This is a genomic window from Rhodococcus sp. T7, assembly GCF_009872365.1.
Classification (GTDB): domain Bacteria; phylum Actinomycetota; class Actinomycetes; order Mycobacteriales; family Mycobacteriaceae; genus Rhodococcus_F.
The window spans coordinates 60,192-84,106 of the sequence record NZ_WXYH01000111.1; the positions used below are offsets into that span (position 1 = coordinate 60,192).

The 23,915-nt window shown below is 68.3% G+C and carries 26 protein-coding genes and 1 tRNA gene; 14 read left to right on the forward strand and 13 right to left on the reverse strand.

Annotation, left to right across the window (positions count from 1 at the left end):
• Window positions 1–63: 63 nt before the first annotated feature.
• Both MLGJGCBP_RS13715 and MLGJGCBP_RS13720 read left to right on the forward strand, forming a co-directional pair.
• Window positions 64–1,386 (forward strand): serine hydrolase domain-containing protein, encoded by a 1,323-nt coding sequence (locus tag MLGJGCBP_RS13715; RefSeq protein ID WP_160096213.1) that lies wholly within the window; start codon window positions 64–66, stop codon window positions 1,384–1,386.
• A gap of 118 nt (window positions 1,387–1,504) precedes the next feature.
• Window positions 1,505–1,819 (forward strand): hypothetical protein, encoded by a 315-nt coding sequence (locus tag MLGJGCBP_RS13720; RefSeq protein WP_160096438.1) that lies wholly within the window; start codon window positions 1,505–1,507, stop codon window positions 1,817–1,819.
• On the opposite strand, the gene MLGJGCBP_RS13725 is transcribed toward MLGJGCBP_RS13720, so the two are convergent.
• The 5 genes from MLGJGCBP_RS13725 to MLGJGCBP_RS13745 all read right to left on the reverse strand — a co-directional run bounded on the left by MLGJGCBP_RS13725 (window position 1,794) and on the right by MLGJGCBP_RS13745 (window position 4,932).
• Window positions 1,794–2,225, reverse strand: coding sequence for a nitroreductase family deazaflavin-dependent oxidoreductase (locus tag MLGJGCBP_RS13725; RefSeq protein ID WP_087561598.1), 432 nt, complete (start codon window positions 2,223–2,225; stop codon window positions 1,794–1,796). The two genes, MLGJGCBP_RS13720 and MLGJGCBP_RS13725, sit on opposite strands and share 26 nt — an antisense overlap.
• 52 nt (window positions 2,226–2,277) lie before the next feature.
• Window positions 2,278–2,934, reverse strand: a complete 657-nt coding sequence (locus MLGJGCBP_RS13730) for a class I SAM-dependent methyltransferase (protein WP_160096215.1) — start codon at window positions 2,932–2,934, stop codon at window positions 2,278–2,280.
• 61 nt (window positions 2,935–2,995) lie between these two features.
• Window positions 2,996–3,265, reverse strand: a complete 270-nt coding sequence (locus MLGJGCBP_RS13735) for a hypothetical protein (RefSeq protein ID WP_160096217.1) — start codon at window positions 3,263–3,265, stop codon at window positions 2,996–2,998.
• Window positions 3,266–3,369: 104 nt separating this feature from the next.
• Window positions 3,370–3,771 carry a very short patch repair endonuclease gene (locus MLGJGCBP_RS13740; RefSeq protein WP_160096219.1) on the reverse strand — a complete coding sequence of 134 codons (402 nt, stop codon included), beginning with the start codon at window positions 3,769–3,771 and terminating at the stop codon, window positions 3,370–3,372.
• A 15-nt stretch (window positions 3,772–3,786) separates the two neighbouring features.
• Window positions 3,787–4,932 carry a DNA cytosine methyltransferase gene (locus MLGJGCBP_RS13745; RefSeq protein ID WP_160096439.1) on the reverse strand — a complete coding sequence of 382 codons (1,146 nt, stop codon included), beginning with the start codon at window positions 4,930–4,932 and terminating at the stop codon, window positions 3,787–3,789.
• 256 nt (window positions 4,933–5,188) lie between these two features.
• On the opposite strand from MLGJGCBP_RS13745, the gene MLGJGCBP_RS13750 reads away from it, so the two are divergent.
• Both MLGJGCBP_RS13750 and MLGJGCBP_RS13755 read left to right on the forward strand, forming a co-directional pair.
• On the forward strand, window positions 5,189–6,286 hold the full coding sequence (locus tag MLGJGCBP_RS13750; RefSeq protein WP_160096221.1) for a hypothetical protein: 1,098 nt from the start codon (window positions 5,189–5,191) through the stop codon (window positions 6,284–6,286).
• Window positions 6,283–6,870, forward strand: coding sequence for a putative glycolipid-binding domain-containing protein (locus MLGJGCBP_RS13755; protein WP_160096223.1), 588 nt, complete (start codon window positions 6,283–6,285; stop codon window positions 6,868–6,870). The genes MLGJGCBP_RS13750 and MLGJGCBP_RS13755 overlap by 4 nt, the downstream gene beginning before the upstream one ends.
• A 49-nt stretch (window positions 6,871–6,919) precedes the next feature.
• Here the strand turns inward: MLGJGCBP_RS13755 and MLGJGCBP_RS13760 are convergent, their stop codons facing one another.
• On the reverse strand, window positions 6,920–7,888 hold the full coding sequence (locus tag MLGJGCBP_RS13760; RefSeq protein ID WP_160096225.1) for a prephenate dehydrogenase: 969 nt from the start codon (window positions 7,886–7,888) through the stop codon (window positions 6,920–6,922).
• Between the two features lie 49 nt (window positions 7,889–7,937).
• On the opposite strand from MLGJGCBP_RS13760, the gene MLGJGCBP_RS13765 reads away from it, so the two are divergent.
• From MLGJGCBP_RS13765 to MLGJGCBP_RS13785, 5 genes are all read left to right on the forward strand, one after another.
• Complete coding sequence (locus MLGJGCBP_RS13765) at window positions 7,938–8,477, forward strand: tRNA adenosine deaminase-associated protein (protein WP_087561549.1); 540 nt, start codon at window positions 7,938–7,940, stop codon at window positions 8,475–8,477.
• 11 nt (window positions 8,478–8,488) lie between these two features.
• On the forward strand, window positions 8,489–8,947 hold the full coding sequence (locus tag MLGJGCBP_RS13770) for a nucleoside deaminase (RefSeq protein ID WP_005561213.1): 459 nt from the start codon (window positions 8,489–8,491) through the stop codon (window positions 8,945–8,947).
• A gap of 139 nt (window positions 8,948–9,086) precedes the next feature.
• Window positions 9,087–9,278, forward strand: a complete 192-nt coding sequence (locus MLGJGCBP_RS13775) for a CsbD family protein (RefSeq protein ID WP_005253302.1) — start codon at window positions 9,087–9,089, stop codon at window positions 9,276–9,278.
• A gap of 56 nt (window positions 9,279–9,334) precedes the next feature.
• A tRNA-Ser gene (locus MLGJGCBP_RS13780) sits at window positions 9,335–9,425 on the forward strand.
• 125 nt (window positions 9,426–9,550) lie between these two features.
• On the forward strand, window positions 9,551–10,234 hold the full coding sequence (locus MLGJGCBP_RS13785; RefSeq protein ID WP_160096227.1) for a YceI family protein: 684 nt from the start codon (window positions 9,551–9,553) through the stop codon (window positions 10,232–10,234).
• Here MLGJGCBP_RS13785 and MLGJGCBP_RS13790 read toward each other — a convergent pair.
• Window positions 10,166–11,134: a sterol desaturase family protein gene (locus MLGJGCBP_RS13790; RefSeq protein WP_160096229.1), complete on the reverse strand. Its 969-nt coding sequence runs from the start codon at window positions 11,132–11,134 to the stop codon at window positions 10,166–10,168. The two genes, MLGJGCBP_RS13785 and MLGJGCBP_RS13790, sit on opposite strands and share 69 nt — an antisense overlap.
• Window positions 11,135–11,241: 107 nt before the next feature.
• Here MLGJGCBP_RS13790 and MLGJGCBP_RS13795 point away from each other — a divergent pair, with 107 nt between their 5' ends.
• Window positions 11,242–11,739, forward strand: coding sequence for an RrF2 family transcriptional regulator (locus tag MLGJGCBP_RS13795; protein ID WP_160096231.1), 498 nt, complete (start codon window positions 11,242–11,244; stop codon window positions 11,737–11,739).
• On the opposite strand, the gene MLGJGCBP_RS13800 is transcribed toward MLGJGCBP_RS13795, so the two are convergent.
• The 5 genes from MLGJGCBP_RS13800 to MLGJGCBP_RS13820 form a co-directional block, all read right to left on the reverse strand.
• Window positions 11,705–12,457 carry an IclR family transcriptional regulator gene (locus MLGJGCBP_RS13800; protein ID WP_160096233.1) on the reverse strand — a complete coding sequence of 251 codons (753 nt, stop codon included), beginning with the start codon at window positions 12,455–12,457 and terminating at the stop codon, window positions 11,705–11,707. The two genes, MLGJGCBP_RS13795 and MLGJGCBP_RS13800, sit on opposite strands and share 35 nt — an antisense overlap.
• A 15-nt stretch (window positions 12,458–12,472) precedes the next feature.
• Window positions 12,473–13,432: a PDR/VanB family oxidoreductase gene (locus MLGJGCBP_RS13805; RefSeq protein WP_160096235.1), complete on the reverse strand. Its 960-nt coding sequence runs from the start codon at window positions 13,430–13,432 to the stop codon at window positions 12,473–12,475.
• A 16-nt stretch (window positions 13,433–13,448) separates the two neighbouring features.
• Window positions 13,449–13,661, reverse strand: coding sequence for a hypothetical protein (locus MLGJGCBP_RS13810; RefSeq protein ID WP_160096237.1), 213 nt, complete (start codon window positions 13,659–13,661; stop codon window positions 13,449–13,451).
• Window positions 13,662–13,679: 18 nt separating this feature from the next.
• Window positions 13,680–14,750, reverse strand: coding sequence for an aromatic ring-hydroxylating dioxygenase subunit alpha (locus MLGJGCBP_RS13815; RefSeq protein ID WP_160096239.1), 1,071 nt, complete (start codon window positions 14,748–14,750; stop codon window positions 13,680–13,682).
• A gap of 140 nt (window positions 14,751–14,890) precedes the next feature.
• Window positions 14,891–15,706, reverse strand: coding sequence for a class I SAM-dependent methyltransferase (locus tag MLGJGCBP_RS13820; RefSeq protein ID WP_160096241.1), 816 nt, complete (start codon window positions 15,704–15,706; stop codon window positions 14,891–14,893).
• Window positions 15,707–15,827: 121 nt separating this feature from the next.
• On the opposite strand from MLGJGCBP_RS13820, the gene MLGJGCBP_RS13825 reads away from it, so the two are divergent.
• The 4 genes from MLGJGCBP_RS13825 (at window position 15,828) to MLGJGCBP_RS13840 (ending at window position 22,629) form a co-directional block, all read left to right on the forward strand.
• Entirely contained in the window at window positions 15,828–16,430 is a 603-nt protein-coding gene (locus tag MLGJGCBP_RS13825) for a TetR/AcrR family transcriptional regulator (protein ID WP_087561595.1), read from the forward strand.
• 52 nt (window positions 16,431–16,482) lie between these two features.
• Window positions 16,483–18,831: an MMPL family transporter gene (locus tag MLGJGCBP_RS13830; protein WP_160096242.1), complete on the forward strand. Its 2,349-nt coding sequence runs from the start codon at window positions 16,483–16,485 to the stop codon at window positions 18,829–18,831.
• A gap of 121 nt (window positions 18,832–18,952) precedes the next feature.
• Window positions 18,953–20,686, forward strand: a complete 1,734-nt coding sequence (locus tag MLGJGCBP_RS13835) for an ABC transporter ATP-binding protein (RefSeq protein WP_160096244.1) — start codon at window positions 18,953–18,955, stop codon at window positions 20,684–20,686.
• Window positions 20,683–22,629, forward strand: a complete 1,947-nt coding sequence (locus MLGJGCBP_RS13840; RefSeq protein ID WP_160096246.1) for an ABC transporter ATP-binding protein — start codon at window positions 20,683–20,685, stop codon at window positions 22,627–22,629. Before MLGJGCBP_RS13835 ends, MLGJGCBP_RS13840 begins: the two co-directional genes overlap by 4 nt.
• A gap of 42 nt (window positions 22,630–22,671) precedes the next feature.
• Here MLGJGCBP_RS13840 and MLGJGCBP_RS13845 read toward each other — a convergent pair whose 3' ends face one another.
• Window positions 22,672–23,913 carry a hypothetical protein gene (locus MLGJGCBP_RS13845; RefSeq protein ID WP_160096248.1) on the reverse strand — a complete coding sequence of 414 codons (1,242 nt, stop codon included), beginning with the start codon at window positions 23,911–23,913 and terminating at the stop codon, window positions 22,672–22,674.
• Window positions 23,914–23,915: the final 2 nt, after the last annotated feature.

Genomic DNA, 23,915 nt, shown 5'->3' on the forward strand with positions numbered 1-23,915 from the left:
ACATTCGCCCGGCGGTTGCGGGGTAAATTCCCGAGAGGGGCACCTCGACGACGGGACCGCACGATGACAGCTCAGGTCGTGACCAAGACGAATCGGCGACGAGGCCTCGCGGCGGTCGCGGCAGCATTGCTGCTGGTGGTGACGGCGGCGTGCTCCGACGACTCCTCCTCCACGGGCACCTCCGCGACCTCGACGACGACGCAGGCGGGATCGCCGGGCGCCGAGGCGGGCGCCGCGCAGATCGACCCCGGTGTCGCGGACCGACTGAACGAGGCGATCGAGAAGACGATGTCGATGGCGGCGATTCCCGGCGCGATCGTCGGCGTGTGGGGGCCCGACGGCGACTACGTGAAGGCGTTCGGTGTCGCCGACAAGTCGACGGGCGCACCGATGGAGACCGACTTCTATCACCGGATCGGCAGTGTGACAAAGACGTTCACGGTGACGGGTCTGCTGCAACTGGTCGACGAAGACAAGGTGGCCCTCGACGACCCGATTTCGAAGTACGTGGAGGGTGTGCCCGCGGGTGACCAGATCACGCTGCGCCAGCTGGCCCGGATGCAGAGTGGGCTGCCCAACTACACGGCCAACAAGGACTTCCAGCAGGCGTTGCTCTCCGACCCGATGCGGGAATTCACGCCGCAAGAACTGCTGGGGTACGCGTTCACGCAGCCCGCGACGTTCCCGCCCGGTCAGGGATTCGAGTATTCGAACACGAACACGGTTCTGCTGGGGCTCGTCGTCGAGAAGATCAGCGGAATGCCGCTCCCGGAGTACGTCTCGCAGAAGATCCTGCAGCCGCTGAAGATGTCGGACACCAGTTTCCCGACCACCAACGCGTTCCCCGAACCGCACGCGCAGGGTTACACCGAGCAGACCCTGGACGAGAAGGAAGCCGTCGCCACCGACTGGAATCCGTCCTGGGGATGGGCGGCAGGCGCCATGATCTCCACCCTCGACGACCTGCGCATCTGGGCGCCCGCGCTGGCCACCGGAACACTGCTGCAGCCGGCCACGCAGGCGCAGCGGCTCGAGACGGTGACCGCGCCGGGTCTGGCGTCCGACGTCGGCTACGGGCTGGGCATCTTCGACATCGCGGGCTGGATCGGGCACAACGGCAGCCTCCCCGGCTACCAGACGGTGTGCATGTACCTTCCCGAGACGGAGACCACGGTCGCGATCATGCTCAACACCGACATCCCCTACGAGGACAGCGAACCGAGCACGGCGCTGGCGGGAGCCGTCACCGAGGTCATCTCGCCCGAACACATCTACCGGCTCCGGCCCGGGGTGCAGAATCCGGACGCGTCGTCCCCTGCCACACCGACGCCGTCGGAGACCCCGGCGCAGGCGCCGTCCACGACCCCCGCCCCGCCGACCAGCTGACCCCCACGTGAGTGGCAAAGCGTGCCCGGGCACACTTTGCCACTCACGTGCCCGGGCACGGTAGTAGCGTGCATCCACGACGATTCTCGTGACGGGGGCAACCGGGAACATCGGCCGAATGCTCGTCGACCACCTGCTCGCGCGGGGCGCGACGGACGTCCGGGCCCTCACGAATCATCCTGACAAGGCCCAACTTCCGGACTCGGTCACCGTCGCCGAGGGATACCTCCGCAGACTCGACAGCCTGCCCGCGGTGACGCCGGCGATGGGGGAGTACGCCCGCTGGTATCTGGAGGGGATGGCGGGCCTGGTCGACGCCCCGCAACAGGCGAACCGTCTTGTGGAGCAACTCACCGGCCGTCCGGCGACCACGTTCGCGCAGTGGGCGTCGGCGCACGCCGACGAGTTCAGCGGTTCGGGGTCAGCGCGATGACGGGGATCGGGCGGTCCGTCTTCTTCTGGTAGTCGCGGTACCGGCCGTGGTTGATCTCGTTCATCTTCGCCCACATCCGGTCGTAATCCGGTTCGCCCGGAAGCACTTTCCGCGCCGCCACGGTGATGTGTTCGCGGCCCACCTGGATCTCGCAGGTCGGGGCGGCCAGCACGTTGTGCATCCACGCCGGCGACGTCGGCGCACCGCCCTTCGAGGCGACGACCAGATAACTCGCGCCGTCGCGGCCGTAGGTCAACGCGGACGTGCGCGGCTGACCGGACTTCCGGCCGACGCTGCGCAGCAACAGCGTCGGCATCCCGAACAACAACCGATGCCCCACCCAGCCGCCACTGTGTTCGTAGACGAACTGGTGCAGCTGAAGGGTTTTCACGAACAGGTCGGCCACGGCGTCCTCGTCTCGGCATCGGAAGAGATCGTGCCCACAGGGTAGTCCGTCGTCAGGCGCGGCGAACCGCATGCAGGACGGTGTCGTGGATCGTGACGGGCAGGTCGTCGGGGTCGCGTGCCTCACGGGACGGGACAGCCGACACGAGTATCTTCCACTCCGCGGGGTCCAGCACGGCCGCGACCTGTTCCGGGGTGAACAGCATGTCGGGAACATTGGGCCGCCCCACGGACGTCTCCAGATCGGACGGATGATGACCGACGACGAGTAGGTGCCCGCCGGGGCGGACCGCTCCCGCCAGGCGCCGGTGCAGGGCCTCGCGGGCGGGTCCGGGCAGGTGCATGAAATGCGCCGACACCAGGTCGAATCGGCGGGCAGGCGGCTCCCACGACAGGATGTCGGCCTGCTCCCACGTCGTCCGGTCCGCGATGTCGGGACCGGCCTCGGCGGCCCGTGCGGCGGCGCGGTCCAACGCCACCGTGGACACGTCCACCCCGGTGACGGTCCACCCGCGGGTCGCCAGCCAGATCGCGTCGGCGCCCTCACCGCTGCCGACGTCCAGGGCGTTGCCGGGGGTCACGTCCGCGACCTGCTCGACGAGGCGCGGGTTGGGGTTGCCGCTCCACACCGCGGTGGTCGAACGGTAGCGCTCGTCCCAGAACTCTTGGCTGAGGAAATCGGTCGTGTCCGGTGCATGCTCGTGAGTCATGCTCCCACTGTGCCGCGCAGCCCCGCCCGACCGGGAATCCTGTTGCCGTAACGGCAAGCGATTACGGGCTGGAGAACGTGTAGATCCGGCACCCGCTCATGTTCGCGGCCGACACGACGCCGTCCGCGCGCGCGAAGTCGCCCTTGGCGGAGAGATTGTTCGCGAGGGCGGCCTGGTCGTCGCAGAAACCCTGGTCCGCGGGATTGGCCGGGGGATTGCTGATGTACGTGTCGCCGGGGGCAGCCACCGCACAGGCCACCGGACCGACGAGTGGGACGGCCGCTGCTGCAATCGCAATGGAGGCCGCCGCGACGATACGGCGGATCATCATGCGCCTCCGAATGTGGTTCGAACGGTTGCTGATGACACCATCCTGCACCGATCCGGCGTCGGCGACCAGACCCCCCAGGGGTGGGAATTGCAACACCTTCACCGTCAGCGACGCAGGGCGGCCTGAACCCGGTCCGCGGCGACCACCGGATTCTCGTGCTCCCAGATCCGCACCACCGTCCACCCGGCGTCGGTCAGCGTCGAGTCGGTGTCCCGGTCGCGGGTGACGTTCCCGGCGAGCTTCTCGGCCCACCACTGCGCGTTGTTCTTCGGGAACGTGGCGTGCTGCGGGCAGCTGTGCCAGAAACACCCGTCCACGTACACCGCCACCTTGCGTCGCGGAAACACCAGGTCGGCACGCCGCCGAACCCCCTTCATCGGCGCCCGGTCCACGAAGTACCGGACCCCTCGGCGGTGCAGTTCGCGGCGCAACGCGAGTTCGGGTGCCGTGTCGCGACGCCGCTGCGCCCGCATCCGGGCGCTGGTCGCGGGGTCGGTGGCAGGCATCGCAGGTCCGTCCGGCTACGCGGCGGCCTCGGGGAAGCCGCCCATGCGGTCGAGGTGGCTCTCGACGTCGTCGATGAAACCGGGGACGAAACGCAGATTGCCCATCCGGGCCCGCTTCAGGAACCCGGCGGTCGCGCGCGCCGACAGCAGCCGGGTGTCCTCCAGGAATCCGCTGAGATCCTCGTACTGCTCCTGCACCGGCCACGTCGACGTGTGCACGCGGAAGGCCTGACGGTTGCTGCCCCACGCGGCCACCGGCCACGCGTCACCCGGCTTCATCGGTGTCTCGATACCCCGCTCGTACTCGGCAGGCTCGAGCAGTCGCCGCCCGACCCACGACGCCATCCGCACACTCACGGCGTTGCCGACGAGCTTCCACCGATGACTGTTCCGCAGGCCGGGGACCAGCGCCGCGGGTGCCGTCCAGTCGGGGTCGAAACCCTGCAGGCGTTCGGCGTCCACCAGTCCCGGGGTGACGATCTCGCCCGACGGCAGTCGCACGGCGGGCGGGCTCGCGATCCCGACGGACGAACCGCCCTTGAGCGTCGGCACCGCGTTGACCGCCCACCCGAGGCCGCGGGTGCCCTCCGTCCAGTAGAAACCGCACGGGAAGTCGGTGGGGTCGTCGACGGGGCGTTCCCCGGCGTCCTCACCGAACAGCACCGCGCGGGGATCCTCGGTGCGGGAGGCGAGCATCAGGACCCGCTGCCGGCGCTGAGGGAGTCCGAAGGCGCGCGCGTCGACGACCCGGTACGCCCACATGTAGCCGAGGTCCTCGAGGGCGTCCGTGATGTGCCTCATAGCCGCCCCGCGACCCAGCTGCAGCATGAACGGAACGTTCTCGATCAGGAGCCAGCGCGGACCCTTCTTCCGCTTCACCAACCGGAACACCTCGTCGACGAGACCGGATCGCGCACCGGTGATGCCTGCGGTCCGGCCGGCCTGGGAGAGGTCCTGGCAGGGGAATCCGGCGGCGACGAGTTCGATGTCCTGGGGGAGGGAACGCAGCTTGGTGACGTCGGAATGCACTGGGACGTCCGTGAATCGGGTACGCAGAACCGCCTGGGCGCCCGGGTCGATCTCACAGAGCAGTTCGGTGTTCCAGCCGTGCTCCCTCAGACCCAACTCGAGCCCGCCGATACCGGCGAACAGGCCCACCATGCTCCCGGTTGACGTCACGGCACCCTTCCTCACGAACCAGTCACCCGAGAACGTTACTCGAGATCTGTGGCCGCTTTGACCAACGACCCGTGAGTACTTATTAACCTCGGGCGGTTAAGAAGTACTCACGGGTGGCGCAGCCACACATGATACGAGGCCGCGGTCGCGTGGCCGGCCTGTCCTCGGCGACCAACACGCAGACTTTCCACCACCGAGAGTCCTAGACTTCCTGTAGGTGGGAGCACAGGGAGGCGGCATGATCTCGGGTTTCCGGAACCGGTCGCATCTCGTGCGTGACGCCCAGGGCAGCGGCCTCGTCGAGGCGTTCGTCATCATCGGGATCTGCACGATCCTGCTCACCCGCGCCTACCTTCACCTCACCGGTTATCCGCAGGTCGGGGGATCGTCGCTGCACATCGCGCACGTCCTGTGGGGTGGGCTCGGCATGGTCGTGGCGCTGGTGACCGTGTTCTCGTTCCTCGGGATGAAACCGCGGGTCCTGGGTGTCGTGATCGGCGGCATCGGGTTCGGGTTGTTCCTCGACGAGATCGGCAAGTTCGTCACCAAGACCAACGACTACTTCTACCGGCCGTCCGTCGCGATCATGTACGTGGTGATCGTCGTGCTGCTGCTGGTCAACCGGTCGCTGCACGACGTGCGGCCGCCGACCCCGACGGAGGACGTCGCCAACGCCGCCGCCATCGCGCTCGGCGGCCTGGACCGCGGTCTGGACCGCGCGCGCCGCGTGCAGGCGCTGGCGCAGCTGCGCCGGGCGGCCGCGGCCGGGGCGGACGAGGCGACGCTGACGTCGGTGCGGGATTTGCTCGACCACTGCCCGGACCGGACCGGACGGGCCGTGCCGACGGCCCGGGAGCTGGCCCGCCGCGCGACGCCCGCGTTCGCGAAGGGCCCCGGCATGCTCTGGACCGCGGCCGTGCTCCTCACCCTGTTCTCCACCCTGGGACTGCTCAGCGCCGTGATCACCCTTGACGACGACCTCCGCGGCGACGAGGGAACCGACATCACGACGGTCGGTCAGCTCACCGGGTCCGCGATCGCGTTCGTGCTGTGCTGGTCGGCCGTCGTGCGACTGCGGAACGGCAAACTGTGGCCGCTGCAGTTCCTGCGGGCGGCAGCGCTGGTCACGGTGCTCCTCACCGAGGTGTTCGATTTCGTCGCACAGGAATTCGGGGCGCTGCTGAACGTCGCGGTCGGACTCGGCGCCCTCGTCGTCTTCTCGTCGCGCATCGCGGTCACGGAACGAGCCCGGGCACTGACGCTCGACAACTCTGCTGCAACGAAACTCGGCCCGTTGCCACCTCGGGAGCCGTCGTCGCTTACCGTAGACAGGTGAGCATCCAAGCCTCCGGTGCCTCGACCTGGCCCGCAGTACTGACGTGGCGGGCGGACAACGCACCCCGAATGGAATCGGTGCGCGTCCAGCTGAGCGGCGACCGCATCAAGGCCGCAGGCCGGATCATCGGCGGCGAGTGCCCCGAGCATCCCGCGTTCAGCGCGTCCTACGACCTCGTCACCGACGAGAGCGGCATCACCCGCCGGTTGTCGCTGCGGACGTCCGTCGCGGCCGGGGAGCGGCAGATGTCGATCAGCCGGGACGAAGAGGGCACGTGGATGGTGGAGCACGGCGCCAATCACCAGCGGTCCACGTTCGAGGGCGCCCTCGACGTCGACATGGTGCTCAGCCCCTTCTTCAACGCCCTGCCCATCCGGCGGTACGGGTTGCACCTCGGGTCCGAGGACGTCGAGGTCCCCGTCGTCTACGTGAACCTCCTGGACCTGCGGGTCGAGGGCGCGATCCTCACCTACAGCAGTGGTCCGGACGGCATCCACGTGCTGTCGCCGGTGTCGAGTTCCTCGGTGACCGTCGACCGGGACGGGTTCATCATCGACTACCCGGGCCTGGCGGTGCGGATCTAGGCGCTTCGCGCTCGTGCGCCTTTTTGGTAGCTCCGGCAACCAGAAAGGCTCACAGGCGGCGGAGCCGCCCCCCGCGCCGGCCGGCGTCGCGCATCTCCTCGATCCAGCCTTCGCGGCCGGGAACGATGCCGGTGATCTCCCAGGTCTCCTGGTTCTCGTACGTCAGGCGCGCGCCGTGACCGTCTTCGACGAGTGACGCCGTGGACGACTGCTCCGCGAGTTCGGTCCGCGCGTCCTGCAGCAGCGTCAGCGCCTCGTCCAGTGCGATCAGCAGCGCGTCCCGGTTGCCCTCGCACATGGCCCGGACGAGCCCGGGTGCGCTGCCCGCCACGCGGGTGCCGTCGCGGAACGAGCCGGCCGCCAGGCCCAGTGCCAGCGGTCCGCCGCGGGCCCCGGTGATCGCGAGGGTCTCGGCCAGCAGGTGCGGCAGGTGCGAGATCCGCGCGACCGCCCGGTCGTGTTCGGCGGACTCGGCGGGGACGACGACGGAACCGCAGTCCAACGCGAGTTGCGCGACCTGCGTCCAGATGCCGGGGTCGACGCCGTCGTCGGTGCCGACCACCCACACGGCCTCGCGGAACAGGTCGGCGCTGCCGACGCTCCACCCGGACGCCGACGTCCCGGCCATCGGATGCCCGCCCACGTAGCGGTCGGCGAGTCCCTGCCGGGCCGCGGCCGCCGCGACCTCGGCCTTGACGCTGACGACGTCGGTGATCGGGCAGTTCGGTGCGTACAGGGCGATCGCGGTGAGGGTGGCGGCGACGGCGGGCACCGGGACCGCGATCACGATCAGCGCCGATGCGGCGGACGCACGCTGAAGCACCGCGACGAGATCGGTGTCGGCGTCGAATCCGTCCGCGCGGGCGGCGTCGACGGACGGTGCGGACCGGTTGTGACCCCACGCTTCGCGGCCCGCGCGCACTGCCGCACGCAGCAGCGAACCGCCGATCAATCCCAGGCCGAGCACGCACACCGGAGGTGTGGAAGGGGTATCTGACACCCGAACAGGTTGGCACATTCGACGGCGGACTTCATTTACCGGCACCCAGCGGGCTACCGTTGCGCTCATGGGTGCACAGCGCGCGGAAAACAACAGCGCCTCCACGGATCGGGCAGAGGATCTGGAGGGCTTCGGTGTCGCAGTAGTACACGAGGACGGCCGGTGGAAGGTGAAGGCCCTCACGTCGGCTGCTCTGACCAGTCTGAGCGTCGCGGAGGAGGAGCTTCGGGCCCTCCGTAGCGCGGGCGCGTTCTTCGGGCTGCTGGACGTGGACGACGAGTTCTTCATCGTGCTCCGTCCGGCGCCGTCGGGAACGCGACTGCTGCTGTCCGACGCCACCGCCGCCATCGACTACGACATCGCCGCCGACGTCCTCGAGGCGCTCAATGTCGAGGTCCCGGACATCGATCCGGACGATCTCGACGACGTCGAGCCGTGGGAGGAGGGCGACCTGTCGCTGCTCGCCGACCTCGGTCTGCCCGAACCCGTGCTGGCGGTCATCACGTCCGAGACGGATCTGTACCCCGACGAGCAGCTCGGGATGATCGCGCAGCGGCTCGGGTTCACCACGGAGCTGACCGGGGTCCTCGACAAGCTTCCCCGGTAGTCCCGCACGCCGTGACTCTTCAGGACGACGAGCGGATGATCCGCGCGGCGATCGAGGCGGCGCGCGCCGCCACCGATGCCGACGTGCCCGTGGGCGCGGTCGTGTTCGACGCCGACGGCGTCGAGGTGTCGCGGGCGGTGAACTCGCGGGAGGCGATGTCGGATCCGACGGCGCACGCGGAGATCATCGCGTTGCGCGCCGCGGCGCGGGTGTACGGCGACGGGTGGCGCCTCGAGGGGGCGACGCTCGCGGTGACGCTGGAGCCGTGCACGATGTGCGCGGGCGCGCTCGTGCTGGCCCGGATCTCCCGTGTCGTGTTCGGGGCGTGGGAGCCGAAGACCGGTGCCGTCGGCTCGTTGTGGGATGTGGTCCGCGATCGGCGTCTCACGCACCGTCCGCAGGTCAGGGGTGGTGTTCTCGAGGACGAGTGCGCCGGCATCCTCGAAGACTTCTTCCGGGAGCGGCGCTGACCGGTTTTAAACGCTTTCGTGGGGTACTCGACACATTGTGGCCGGGTCGTCGTGACCCGTGCTTCTCTGGAGGACAGGCGCTGACGAGGCGCCGCCGGACCCGTCACCGGGTTCGAAATCGGATTCACGGAGGTATCTCGTGGGAATCGCAGACAAAGCTTCGAACAAGGCGGAAGACCTCAAGGGTCAGGCGAAGGAAACCACCGGCAAGGCGACCGGCGACCCGGACCTGCGCGACGAGGGCAAGGCAGACCAGGCTTCCTCGGCGGTGAAAGACGCCGGCGAGAAGGTCAAGGACGCCGCGAAGAACCTCAAGGACAAGCTCACGTAAAGCGGCTTCACCTGGCGATTTCGGGCTCGGGCGCCACATCCGGTAAAGTCACCGGCGGTGGCGTGTCCGAGCGGCCTAAGGAGCACGCCTCGAAAGCGTGTGACGGGTAACCCCCGTCCGAGGGTTCAAATCCCTCCGCCACCGCCAGAACTCCCCACCTGCACACGCAGGTGGGGAGTTTTTTTTGTGTGCCGGTCCCGTGACGCTCGGTCACAACACTTTCGCAGGTCGTTCCGGGTGACACCCCTTGAAGCTGCAACTAGCCTGAGCTCATGAAAAGGCTGTGGTGGTTGGTCGGCGCAGTAGTCGTTGTCGTACTCGCGGTGCTGGTGGGACCGTGGTTCTACGGCCAATTCATCGCTGAGGACGACGCACCGGCGGCGTCGGTGTCGACCGAGGGCGCGGAGGCGGCCACCGGATCGGTCGACGGGCAGTGGACCGTCACACCCGGGCAGGGCTCCAACGAGACGGCGGCCGGGTACACCGTGCACGAGATCCTCAACGGCGCCAGCGTCACCGTGGTCGGGTCGACCGGCGACGTGACCGGCAACGCGACCGTCGAGAGCGAGAAACTCACCGCAGGCGAGGTGACCGTGCAGGTGGCGACGATCGCGACCGATCAGTCCCGCCGCGACGGCCAGTTCCGCGGCAACGTGATGGACACCGCGACCTTCCCGACGGCCACGTTCACGCTCGACTCCCCGGTCGATCTGTCCGGGCTGCCCGCGGACGGTTCCGTGGGAACGGTGTCCGCGCAGGGCACGCTGACGCTGAAGGGTCAGTCGCGTCCGGTGACCGTCGACGTCGACGTGCTGCGTTCCGGCGACGACCTCATCGCGTCGGGCAGCATCCCGGTCACCTGGACGGACTTCGGTGTGACGCCGCCGTCACTGGGTTTCGTGACCGTGGACGGCAACGGCACGGTCGACTTCCTGGCCAGCTTCGCGCGCTCCTGACGGCGTCCAGCCGGGCGGGCCGAACACGTAGCCGAGCTTGTCTCGCCACGACGACGCCCGCCGCCAGTCCCGGCCGATCGCAGCGTATTCGTGGGTCTGCAGTGTCCAGATGTTATAGGTGCCCACCGGTTTCGTGAGTCCGTAGGTGGGGCGATGCGTTTCGGGTTGGAACGTGCCGAACATCCGGTCCCAGACGATGAGGATGCCTGCGTAGTTGCGGTCGAGGTATTCGGGATCGCAACCGTGGTGGACGCGGTGGTGTGAGGGTGTGTTGAACACGAACTCGACGGGCCGGGGCAGCTTGTCGATGCGCTCGGTGTGGACGAAGAACTGGTAGACGAGGTTCACGGAGAATCCGATGAACACCATCCACGGCGGAATGCCGATCAGCGGCAGGGGAATCCACATCAGGATCTCGGCGCTGTTGTTCCACTTCTGGCGGAGCGCGGTGGAGAAGTTGAAGTACTCGCTCGAATGGTGCGCCTGGTGGGTGGCCCAGATGAGGCGGATGCGGTGCGACATCCGATGGTACGTGTAGAACAGCACGTCGACGCCGAGGATGAGGATCACCCACGTGTACCAGGCGTCCGCGGGCAGGTGCCACGGCGCGAGGTACACCCAGATCGCGGAGTACCCGATCAGGGCCAGCAGCTTCCAGAACGTCGTCGTCAGGATGGACACGGCGCCCATGGACACGCTGGCCCAGGCGTCGCGCCGCTCGTAGCCGCCGCGCACCGGGCGGGACCGTCCGTCGGGGTCGACGGCGGCGTCCTCGAGGTGCCGGGCCGCGAACCATTCGATGACGAGGAACAGCACGAACGCGGGGATGGCCAGCGTCACCGGCTCGTGCAGGGGCGTCAGCAGCGCCGAATTCCATGCCGACGTCACGGTCTCCCACATGCTGCTTCCTCCATACAAGACGATCGTCCAGTTCAATGTACCTCCGAGTGACACGCATCACTAAGCGTGAGTTGCCGGTTTTCATACTCGGATGGTAGGAATTCGGTGTGCACATCACCGCAAAGGTGGACTACGCCGTGCGGACGCTGATCGAACTCGCCGCGGCCGGGCCGTCCCCGTCCAAGGCCGAGTTCCTGGCACAGTCGCAGACGATTCCGCACAAGTTCCTCGAGGCCGTGCTCGCCGACCTCCGCCGCGGAGGACTGGTCAACAGCAGGCGCGGACCCGACGGCGGCTACTGGCTGGCCCGTCCCGCCGAGGACATCACGATCGCCGACGTGATCCGGACCGTCGAGGGTCCGCTGGCGTCGGTGCGCGGTGAACGCCCGGAGGACGTCGACTACGCGGGGCCGGCCGCCAAACTGCAGGACGTGTGGATCGCGGTGCGGGTGAACTTGCGCGCCGTGCTCGAGAACGTGAGCCTCGCGGACGTGGCGAACGGGCAGCTGCCGGGTTTTCTCACCACGTTGACGTCCGATCCGGGGGCCTGGGAGCGTCGCACCCGCCCGGCTACGTCGGTTGACGAGGGCGCAGCGCGCGGCTGATCGTCCGGCCTGCCGCGCGCACGAGCGGGACCAGCGCGTTGAGCGACGCCCCCTCCGCCGACACCACGAGCGACACGGCCGCGACCGCCGTTCCCGGACGTTCGAAGATCGGGGCCGCGACGGAGACGGCGTCCATGGTCACCTGACGATCACTGATCGCGACCTCGGACCGGCGGATCTCGGCGAGGGTCCGCCGCAGCACGACGGGGTCGGTGACGGTCCGTTCGGTGAACTTCTCGATCGGCCCGGCCAGCACGTGCTCCTGCACGTCGGTGGGCATGTACGCGAGCAGAGCCAGCCCGATGCCGGACGCCGTCAGCGGGAATCTGCCGCCGACGCGGGTCTGGACGGGCACCGCCTTCTGGCCGGCGATGCGTTCGACGAACACGACCTCGGTGCCCTCCGCGATGCCGAGCTGCACGTTCTCCCGCGTGATCTGCGACAGGTCTTCCATCACCGGCATCGCCAGTTCGCGGAGCATCGTGCCGCGAGGTGCGAGCGATGCGATCTCCCACAGCTTCAGCCCGACCGTGAAGCGACCGCTGCTGTCACGCTCGAGTGCGCCCCATTCGATGAGGTCGCTGGTCAGCCGGTGCACGGTGCTCAGCGGGTACCCGGACTTGCGGGACAGGTCGCTGAGGGTCAGCCGCGGCGACGCCGGGGTGAACAGTTCGAGGAGCCGCAACGAGCGAATGGTCACCGAACCGGTGATCGCCATTGCTCGGTCTCCGTCTCACAGTTCCAGCGTCAGGCGTGGACAGCTCGCACGCGAGACGCAGATCATCATGGTGTCGTTGGCTGCCTGCTCGTCCGCTGTGAGCAGGGAATCCCGGTGATCGACAGTACCGCCGAGCACGGGCGTCTCGCAGGTTCCGCACGTCCCCTCCTCGCAGGACGACAGCACCTGGACGCCTGCGGCGGTGACGGCCTGCAGGATCGACTGCTCGGGCGGCACGGTGACGGTCTTGCCGCTCAGCGTCAGCTCCACCTCGAACCCCTCGGACCGGACCGGTGCCTCCAGGTCCTTGGCGGCGAACCGCTCGAGGTGCAGCGCGCCGGACGGCCAGCTGTCGCAGTGCGCGGTGACGGCGTCGAGCAGCGGTGCAGGCCCGCAGCAGTAGACGAGGGTGTCCTCCCGGACGTCGCCGAGCAGCCCCGGCAGGTCGATGAACCCGTGCTCGTCCTGGGGGTGGATCACCACCCGGTCGCCGAACCGCTCGGCGAGCACGTCGGCGAATGCCATCGAACTGCGGCTGCGTCCGCCGTAGACGAGGGCCCAGTCGGCGCCGGCGTTGTCCGCGGCGTGCGCCATCGTGAGGATCGGGGTGATCCCGATGCCGCCGGCGACGAACACGTACCGCGGTGACGGTTCGAGTTCGAAGTGGTTGCGTGGACCCCGGATCGTGACGCGGTCGCCTTCGCTCAGCTTGTCGTGTACGAACTGCGAACCGCCGCGGCCCAGCGCCTCCCGCAGCACGGCGACGCGCCAGGTGCCGGTGTCGGCCGGGTCGCCGCACAGCGAGTACTGGCGGGTGAGTTCCGGTGTCAGGACCAGGTCGACGTGCGCACCCGGCGTCCACGCAGGCAGGTCGGCGCCGGACGGGTCGCGGAACTCCAGCACGACGACGCCGTCGGCGCCGAGGGTCCGGGTGGTCAGCTCCAGTTCGAGCACGGGTTCGGGTGGGATGGGCATGGCGGTCTCTTCCGGGTCAGACGGGAACGGGAGCGGAGTCCGGTGCGGCGGGCAGCGGCGCGGCAGGCGCTGGCGGGGCGGGGTGGTGGCCGTCGGGGCAGGCGAGCAACCACTCCCACAGGGCGGCGGGTTCCTCGGCCACGTGGCGGGCGCCGCAGTGGCATTCGCCCTCGAGCAGGTCCGAGCCCGGCAGCCACACGATGCGCATCACGTGGGAGCCGCGGAGCATCCTCGTCGGTTCCACGGCTCAGCCCGCCGTGGCGGCGACGGCCTGCGGCGCGCCGGCCAGCTTCTTCAGGAGGCGGCGGGCGCCGAGTCCGCCGGCGTCGATGTTGATCGACAATTCCTGGTAGCCGTCCTTCTCCGTGTCGAGTGCCTGCTGCAGGATGTTCAGCGCCACGACGTCCTGCATGACGACGGTGCGGTTGTTCTCGGCCAGGAACGTCGTCACGGCGTCGTCGCCGACGGCGAAGTCGCGGGCCACGGCCCAGAAGTCGAGGGTGGAGTTCTCGGTCGACGGGGTGATCGCGTAGACGATCTCGCTGTGGAACGCGTGCGGGTCGGAGCCGTCGTCGCCGGGCAGCGGCGCTCCGACCGGGGCGATGCGGCTGTGCAGCAGGTACAGGCACGGCGGCGTGTACTCGATGTCCTGCCAGCGGGTGATGCGTCCCTCGATGCCGGTGGACTCGGAGTAGAACGGCGGGCACTCGGCGTCGTCCATGTGCCGCGACACGTAGATGACGTTCCGGTCCTCGTCGATCTCGGTGGTGATCGGGGTTTCCGCCACCTCGGGGGTGCCGATGTAGCCGCCGTGCAGGTACGTCTCGTGGGAGAGGTCCATCAGGTTGTCGACGAGCAGGCCGTAGTTGCAGTCGATCGGTTCCATTCCGGACACGACGGTGTAGTCGGGGGAGTCCATCCACGGTGCGCGGGGGATGCGGGTGGGGTCGCCCTGCTCGGGGTTGTCCGGGTCGGCGATCCACACCCACACGAACGAGTCCTGCTCGACCACCTGGTACGAGCGCAGCCGGGCGGTGCGGGGAACGCGGGCCTGGCCCGGCACGAACACGCAGCCGCCGTCGCTGCCGTAGGTGAATCCGTGATAGCCGCAGACCACGGAGTCGCCGTCGAGCCGGCTCGGCGCCTCGGACAGCGGGTACCGGCGGTGCACGCAGCGGTCGCTCATCGCGACGGCCTCGCCGGCCTCGGTGCGCCAGAACAGGATCGGCTCCTCGCAGATGGTGCGGGAGAACAGTTCGCGTCCGACCTCACGGCCGTAGGCTGCGACGTACCACTGGTTGCGGGCGATCGTGGACATGAGTGCCTCCGGAATATGCTGGGCTGCTGCGTGATTCGTGACGCCCGGCTCGAAGAGGCGGCGGCGTCGTCCCCACCACTGTGCGGCACCGGAGGTGATCCACCACACTCGGTTTCCGAATGTCGGAAGGGTGAATTTTCTCAGGGCTTGCGAACGAGATAGGCGAACATCGTCACCGACATGTGGAAGTCGCCGCTGCGGGCGGCGGCATTCAGCTGGTCCAACAGGTCGTCGCGCTGCGTTTCGGTGATCGCTCCCTCGGCGACGGCGGCGGCGGTCATCATCTGGACGAGGGGACCGGTCACATCCGCCGGATCCTGGATCAACGCCTCCGAGCCGACGTCCTCGACGACGAGACCGGCGGCGGTGAGCTGACCCGGGAGCAGTCGCCCGGAGTGCGGGTTGGCGGTGTGCGCCAGCATCACGTTCATGATCTTCTGCAGGACCAGGGGATCGCCGGGATGCATGATCGCCGTGCCCCAGTCGCTGTCGACGATCACGCCGCGCCCACCGGGCCGCAGCACGCGGACCACTTCCGCCACCGCGCGGTTCGGTTCGCTGAGGTGCTGGAAGACCCGCTCGCTGCGCACGACGTCGAGACGATTGTCGGGGAACGGCAGCGAATACGCGTCGCCGATCACGAACTGCGCGGTCGAGCCGTCCTCCTCGGTCCGCTCCCGGGCGAGGAGGGCCATGCCGGGATTGGGATCGAGTCCGATCGCCCGGCCCGACGCGGTGACCGCGGCCGCGAGTGCGCGGGTCTCCGATCCGGTGCCCGAGCCGATGTCCAGGGCGCTCTCGCCCGGCTGTATGTGCAGCGCGGCGAACGACCACTCGCGCAGTCGCCGGATTCCCGGGCGCGCGGCCTGGACGTCGAGAACGGACGCGAGTTGGTCCAGGGCGGCGCGGTCGATCTCGTCCGCCCGGAACGACAGCGGTGCCGTCGGATCGGACATGGGTCCACCGTAGCGCCGCGGTGACCCCCGACACAGTGCCGTGCGGACTGTGGCCAAGAACATGAAAGTTGCGCTCTCGCGCAAATTTGCAGAGTTCTGCAAGTTCTGTACCCTCGGAGTAGTGATTTCGGAAATCGGACTGCGGGACCGCAAGAAGGCCGCCACCCGCGCAGCCCTCAGCGGCGCCGCCGCACGCCTGGCCCGCGCGCTGGGCATCGAATGCGTCACCGCCGACGCCATCGCGTCCGAGGCGGGGGTCTCCACCCGGACGTTCCACAACTACTTCTCCAGCAAGGAAGAGGCGGTCCTCGCGCACTTCGAGCAGTCCGTCCACGGCTGGGTGGACCTGCTCCGCGCTCGTCCCGAGGACGAGCCGATCTGGGATTCCCTCGAGCACATGGTGATCCAGATCGTCACCGATCCCGCGAAACCCCTCGAGGACACCGCGATGATGATGGAACTCGTCGAGTCCAGCCCCGCGCTGCTCGCCAAGAAACTCGAAATGCACCTGCGCGTCACCCGGCTGATCGGTGAGGTGATCGCCGAACGCACCGGCACGAACATCGACACCGACCTCTATCCCAACCTGCTGCACATGGCGGTCGGATCGGCGTGCAAGGCGTCCCTCGACCTGTGGATGAGCGGCAAGTCGGGCGCCGACGGGCCCGAAGAACTGGTCCGCGACGCCATGCGACAACTCCGTCAGGGAATCCCGCAGCCGTAGCCGGCTGCCCCCAGAACCACTCTTCGTTCCACCGACTCAGAAGGAGCCTCTCGTGGCCACCTACCTCTATCGGATCGGCAGATTCGCCTACCGGCGAAAAGGCGCGGTCCTCAGCGCCTGGTTGGTGATCCTGGTCCTCATGGGCGTCGGGGCGGCAACGCTGTCCGGACCCACGAAGGACTCGTTCACCATCCCGGGCACCCCGGCCCAGCAGGCTCAGGACCTGATGGCCGAGCGCTTCCCCGAGGCCGCGGGCGCCGATCCCATGAACGCCGTCAGCGCACGGTACGTGTTCGCCGCACCCGAGGGGCAGACGCTCGAGAGCGAGCAGAGTCAGCAGGCGATGGACGCGGTGCTCGCCAAGGTGCGCGGCATCGAACAGGTCCAGGACGCCGCCAAGGTCGATCCCGCCACCGCCTCGGGCGCCGACGCCGCGAAGGCGCTGGTCAACCCCGTCACCGCGAACGAGCAGCTCGTCGAGATGGCGAAGTCGACCGCGGCCGACAAGGGCATCAGCGAAGCGGACGCCGGCGCGAATGCGCAGGCGCTGTCACCGCTCAATGCGAACAAGACCGTCGGCTACGTCACGGTGCCGTTCAAGGGCAGCATGGGCGACGTCGACCAGGCGCTGCGTGACCAGATCGACTCCGCCGCCGACGCAGGCCGCAACGCCGGCCTGACCGTCGAGATCAGTGGTTCCGCCGCCAACGAGGCCGAGCCGCCGGGAGGCGCCACCGAACTCGTCGGCATCGGCGTGGCCGCTGTCGTGCTCGCGCTGACGTTCGGTTCGCTGGTCGCCGCGGGTCTGCCGTTGATCACCGCGATCATCGGCATCATGATCGGCAGCCTCGGCATCACCGTCGCCACCGGATTCACCGACCTCAGCTCGATGACGCCCACGCTGGCCATCATGATCGGCCTCGCCGTCGCCATCGACTACTCGCTGTTCATCGTGTCCCGGTTCCGGCACGAACTCACGCTCACAGACGACCGCTCGGAAGCCGCCGGACGTGCCGTCGGCACCGCCGGTTCCGCCGTGGTGTTCGCCGGTCTCACCGTCATCATCGCGCTGATCGCGCTGCGCGTCGTCGGGATCCCGTTCCTCGCCGACATGGGTGCCGCCGCCGCGTTCACGGTGTTCATCGCCGTCTCGATCGCACTGACACTGCTGCCCGCGATCCTCGGGCTGTTCGGGAAGAAGGCGTTCGCAGGCAAGATCCCGTTCCTCAGCAGCCGCGACCTCGAGGACGACGAGGGCAAGCCGAGCCTCGCCCTGCGCTTCATCAGCGCCGTGGTCCGCAGGCCCGCGATCCCGCTCGTCGCCGGTGTCGTGGTGCTCGGGGCGCTCGCCATCCCCGCGACCGGCCTGAGCCTGGCCCTGCCCAGCGAGGGCACCGGCGATCCCGCCACCAGCTCACGGCAGGCCTACGACCTCGTCAGCGAGGGCTTCGGCCCCGGCAAGAACGGCCCGCTGCTCGTCGTCGTCGACGCCAAGGACGTCACCACCGGCACGCCGTCGGCGGCGTTCGGTGAGGTCGTGAAGAGCATCAGTGCACAGGACGACGTGTCCAACGCGCAGGTCGTCGGCGTGAACAAGGCCGGCGACACCGCGCAGATCCTGGTGACGCCGAGCAGTGCTCCCAGCGATCCCGCCACGATGGATCTGGTGAACAACATCCGCGGGGCGGAGGCAGATCTGCACGACTCGATCGGCGTCAACTACGGCGTCACCGGGCAGACCGCGCTCGAAGGCGACGTGTCCGAGACGCTGCAGGACGCGCTGATCCCGTACCTCGCGGTGGTCGTGGGCCTGGCCTTCCTCCTGCTCCTGCTGGTGTTCCGTTCGGTGCTCGTGCCGCTGACCGCCACCCTCGGCTTCCTCCTCAGCGTCGCGGCCACGTTCGGTGCCACCGTCGCGGTGTTCCAGGAAGGCTGGGGCGGCATCATCTCCAACCCGCAGCCGATCGTCAGCTTCATGCCGATCTTCCTGATCGGTGTCGTGTTCGGACTCGCGATGGACTACCAGGTGTTCCTGGTGACCCGGATGCGGGAGGAATACGTGCACGGCGCGACCGCGAAGCAGGCCGTCACCGTCGGCTTCAACCACGGCGCCCGGGTGGTCAGCGCCGCCGCGGTCATCATGATCTCGGTGTTCGCGGCCTTCATCGCCGAGCCGAACTCGTTCATCAAGTCGATCGGCTTCGCCCTCGCGGCCGCCGTGTTCTTCGACGCCTTCATCGTGCGCATGGTGATCATCCCGTCGGTGATGGCACTGCTCGGCGACAAGGCGTGGTGGCTGCCGAAGTGGCTGGACAAGATCTTGCCCAACGTCGACATCGAAGGCGAGAAGCTGAAGAAGGCGCTGCACGACGCGGACGAATCGCTGCAGCCCGTCCGCTAGGCGCTCCGCGCCCGTGCGCCTTTCTGGTAGTGGGAACAACCAGAAAGGCGCACAAGGCCGCAGGCCCTTTCTGTTGGTAACCTTCGGACATAATGATGACCCGCCAGGATCGCTGCTGCCCATGTTGAATGCCCTGCTCACCACGCACCTCCGCCCGTACAAGCGGGAGCTCACGGCGGTCGTCCTGTTCCAGCTGGTCGCGACGGCGGCCGCGCTCTATCTTCCCAGCCTGAACGCCGATCTCATCGACAACGGCGTCACCAAGGGCGACACGGCGTACATCCTGTCCACGGGCGTCATGATGCTGCTCGTGACCGTCGTGCAGATCATCTGCTCGATCGGTTCGGTGTTCTTCGGTGCCCGTGCCGCAATGGGTTTCGGACGCGACGTGCGCCGTGCCGTCATGCATCAGGTCGGGAGTTTCTCGTCCCGCGAGTTCGGCCGTTTCGGCGCGCCGTCGCTGATCACCCGCAACACGAACGACGTGCAGCAGGTGCAGATGCTCGTCGTGATGAGCTGCACGATCCTCGTGATGGCGCCGATCATGTGCGTCGGCGGCGTCGTGATGTCGATCCGGGAGGACGCCGGACTGGCCTGGATCCTGGCGGTCACGGTGCCGGTGCTCGCGCTGTCGATGGGTTTCGTGATCTCGCGGATGGTGCCCGCGTTCCGGGAGATGCAGACCCGCATCGACGGGGTCAACCGGGTGCTGCGTGAGCAGATCACCGGCATCCGCGTGGTGCGGGCATTCGTCCGCGAGCGCTCCGAGATGAAGCGGTTCGGCGACGCCAACGAGCAGCTCACCCAGACCGCGCTGCGTGTCGGCAGGCTGACGGCGGTGATGTTCCCGCTCGTGATGGTGATCGCGAACGTCACCAGCGTCGCCGTCATCTGGTTCGGCGGTCACGAGATCAACAGCGGCACCATGCAGGTCGGCTCGCTGACCGCGCTGCTCAGCTACATCATGCAGATCCTGATGTCGGTGATGATGGCCTCGTTCATCGCGATGATGGCCCCCCGCGCCACCGTCTGCGCCGAACGCATCGGCGAGGTGCTCGCCACGGATTCCACGGTCGTGCCGCCCGTCGATCCGGTCACCGTGCTGGAGAACCCCGGTGTGGTGGAACTGCGCGACGCCCAGTTCAAGTTCCCCGGCGCCGACGAACCCGTCCTGCGCGACATCAGTTTCCGCGCCGAACCCGGCAAGACCACCGCGATCATCGGCGGCACCGGATCCGGCAAGACGACCCTGCTGTCACTGATCCCGCGACTCATCGATGCCACATCGGGCGCCGTCACCGTGTCCGACACGGATGTGCGCCGCATCGACCTGGACGTCCTGCGGGCCGGCATCGGACTCGTCCCGCAGCGGCCGTACCTGTTCTCGGGCACCGTCGCCACCAACCTCCGGTACGGCAAACCCGACGCCACCGACGAGGAATTGTGGCGGGCGCTGGAGATCGCGCAGGCCGCCGATTTCGTGCGCGCCATGCCCGAGGGCCTCGACACCCCGGTCGCGCAGGGCGGCACGACCGTCTCCGGCGGTCAGCGGCAGCGGCTCGCCATCGCGCGGGCGCTGGTGCGTCGTCCGTCGATCTACCTGTTCGACGACTCGTTCTCCGCCCTCGACCTCACCACCGACGCCCGGTTGCGGGCGGCGCTCAAACCCGAGACCTCGGACGCGTGCGTCATCGTCGTCGCCCAGCGTGTCTCGACGATCGTGGAGGCCGAGCAGATCGTGGTCCTCGAGGACGGCGCGGTCGTCGGCATCGGAACCCACGACCAACTGCTCGAGACGTGTCCGTGTTACGTCGAGATCGTCGAATCCCAACGATCGGTCCAGGAAGCACTATGAGCGATCGCGCAACCACCACCACCGAAAGGCCCGTCGGCCCGCGTATTCCGGGACCGGTCGCTCCGGGAGCCCCGGGGTCCAAGCCGCACGATCTGTGGCCGTCCACCAAGCGGCTGTTGCGGCGGCTGCGTCCCCACCGCATCGCCGTCGGCGTCGTTTTCCTCGTCGCCGCCGTGTCGGTGGTGCTCACGTCGATCGCGCCGCGCATGCTCGGTCAGGGTACGAACCTGATCTTCGACGGCATCATCGGCGCGCAGTTGCCGGCCGGAATGTCGAAGGATCAGGCCGTCGCCGCGCTGCGGGCCGACGGCCAGAACACGTTCGCCGACATGGTGTCCGGGATGGCCGTCGTGCCCGGGGTCGGCATCGACTTCAGCGCACTCGGCCGGGTGCTGGCGATCGTGCTGGCCCTGTACCTGGGGTCGTCGATGTTCATGTGGCTGTCGGGTTTCCTGCTGAACATCATCGTGCAGGGTGTCGTGAAGAACCTGCGCGCCGAGGTCGAACGGAAGATCCACCGGCTTCCCCTGCGGTACTTCGACTCCCATTCCCGCGGCGACCTGCTCAGCCGGGTCACCAACGACATCGACAACGTCTCGCAGTCGTTGCAGCAGACGATGAGCCAGCTGATCGTGTCGGCGATGACGGTGATCGGCATCCTCGTGATGATGATCGTCATCTCGCCGCTGCTCGCGCTCATCGCCGTGCTGACGGTGCCGCTGTCGATCCTGGTGACGGCGCAGATCGCGATACGGTCCAAGACCCACTTCGTGTCGCAGTGGAAGTCGACCGGCGAACTCAACTCGCACGTGGAGGAGGCGTACACGGGCCACGAACTGGTCACCGTGTTCGGTCGCGGCCGTGAGGTGGAGGCACGGTTCGAAGAGCAGAACGAGGCGCTCTACCAGGCCAGCTATCGGGCCCAGTTCATCTCGGGGCTGATCATGCCCGCGATCATGTTCCTCGGAAACCTCAACTTCGTGGCCATCGCCGTCCTCGGCGGCATGCGCGTGGCGTCCGGCACCATGAGCCTCGGCGACGTGCAGGCCTTCATCCAGTACTCGCGCCAGTTCACCCAGCCCCTCACCCAGATCGGGGCCATGGTCAACCTCATGCAGTCCGGTGTGGCGTCCGCCGAGCGGGTGTTCGCCATCCTCGACGAGGACGAGGAAGACCCGGACCCGGCCGACGCACCCAACCCGGCCGAGGTCGCGGGCCGGGTGGAGTTCTCGGACGTCTCGTTCGGCTACTCACCCGACAAGCCGCTGATCGAGAACCTGTCGCTGGTCGCCGAACCCGGCCAGATGGTCGCCATCGTCGGACCCACCGGTGCAGGCAAGACCACCCTCGTCAACCTCATCCTGCGGTTCTACGAACTCGACGGCGGCAGCATCCTCCTCGACGGCGTCGACATCGCCGCAATGTCGCGTGACGACCTGCGGTCCCGCATCGGCATGGTGCTGCAGGACGCGTGGCTGTTCGGCGGCACCATCCGCGACAACATCGCGTACGGGCGCCCCGACGCCACCGAGGAAGAGATCCAGGCGGCCGCGCGGATCAGCTACGTCGACCGGTTCGTCCACTCGCTGCCCGACGGCTACGACACCGTCATCGATGAAGAAGGCAGCAACATCAGCGCCGGCGAGAAGCAGTTGATCACCATCGCCCGAGCGTTCATCTCGCAACCGTCGATCCTGATCCTGGACGAGGCAACCAGTTCCGTCGACACCCGCACCGAACTGCTCGTCCAGCACGCGACGGCAGTCCTGCGCAGCGACCGCACGAGTTTCGTGATCGCACACCGGCTGTCGACCATCCGCGACGCCGACCTCATCGTCGTCATGGAGGACGGTCGCATCGTCGAGCAGGGCAGCCACGAGGACCTGCTCCTCACCCGCGGCGCGTACTACCGCCTGTACAACAGCCAGTTCGTTTCTGCGTAGCCGCCCGTGAGTACTTGTTAACGTCCCGCGGTTAACAAGTACTCACAGGCACGCAGTGCTTCCCCCGGCCTCGAAGGTGGCGGTGTCGCAATAGGCGGAGCGCGGGTAGTACGGACCCATCGTGGCGGCGGGGTCGGTGTGATCGTTCTGCGACGCCTGCACCGACTGCGGGTAGAAGGCGTCGGACGGCAGCATGTACCGCAGGAAGAGCACCTTCTTCGCGATGTCGGTGGAGCCCCAGGGGATGACGGTGACGGTCGGGTCGGAGGTGGCGCGGGCGGGGACGTCCTGCGGTGCGGCGACGACGTACGTGTAGTTGCCGTCGCCGTCGGTGCGGGTCTGGAAGTCGGCGGCGCACGCGACCACCGGGTACGGCGTCAGCTGATCGTTCTGGCACATCGACCAGTACCGCACCTGGCTGCCGGGTGCGGTGACGGGTTGTCCCGCACGGGTGTCGGGGAACGTGGGTGCCCGGCCCTGGACGACGACGATGCGCCCGGGCTGATAGGTCAGCCCCGCTCCGACGTATTTGTTGTCACCGTTGGGGAACAGACCGGACGTGCTCGCGGGGTTCACGAACGTCGCCTCCGGCACGTTACCGGGGAACGCACCGGACGCGGCGCCGGCGATGATCTGATCGAATCCGGCCTCCGCGACCTGTCCGAGCGGGCCGTTGTCGTAGGCGGACGGGTCGAGTTCGGACCCGCACGTCGGCACCTGCGACGTTCGGCCCGCGGACGTCAGCGTCACGTCGGGCAGTGGGACGCCGCCCGACGGTGATGCCGGGTCGTCGGGCACGTACACCCGGATGATGAGGAAGCCGACGGGCACCGACTGCGCGCCGGCCCCGGTGGGCAGGGCCTGAATCTGGTTTCGCGTGTGGTCGGCCGGACCGGTCACGACGGTGGCGCGCCAGCGCTTCTGCGCGGCGGGCAGGGAACCGGCCGCGGCGTCGGCGAACGGGTTGCCGCTGCCCGGGTCGGGCCCGATCTGGTTGTCGCGCAACGTGTCGACGGTGTCGAAGTTGGTGCCGTACGTGTTGAGCGAGAAGTAGCGGGCGGCGGGGTAGGCGCCGCTCAGTTCGATGGTGTCGCCGGACGCCAACGCGTAGGGCAGAACCCAGTACGTCGCGTTGGCGTCGGGGAACGCGACATTGAGCACCGTCGAGTTGGACATGAACTGCCACGCGCACTGCGCCGTCGGCGGCGGGGCCGCGGAGGCGAGGGACGCCCCGCCGGACCACAACAGCAGAAGCAGCACGGCGGCAACGATTTTCCCGGACATGG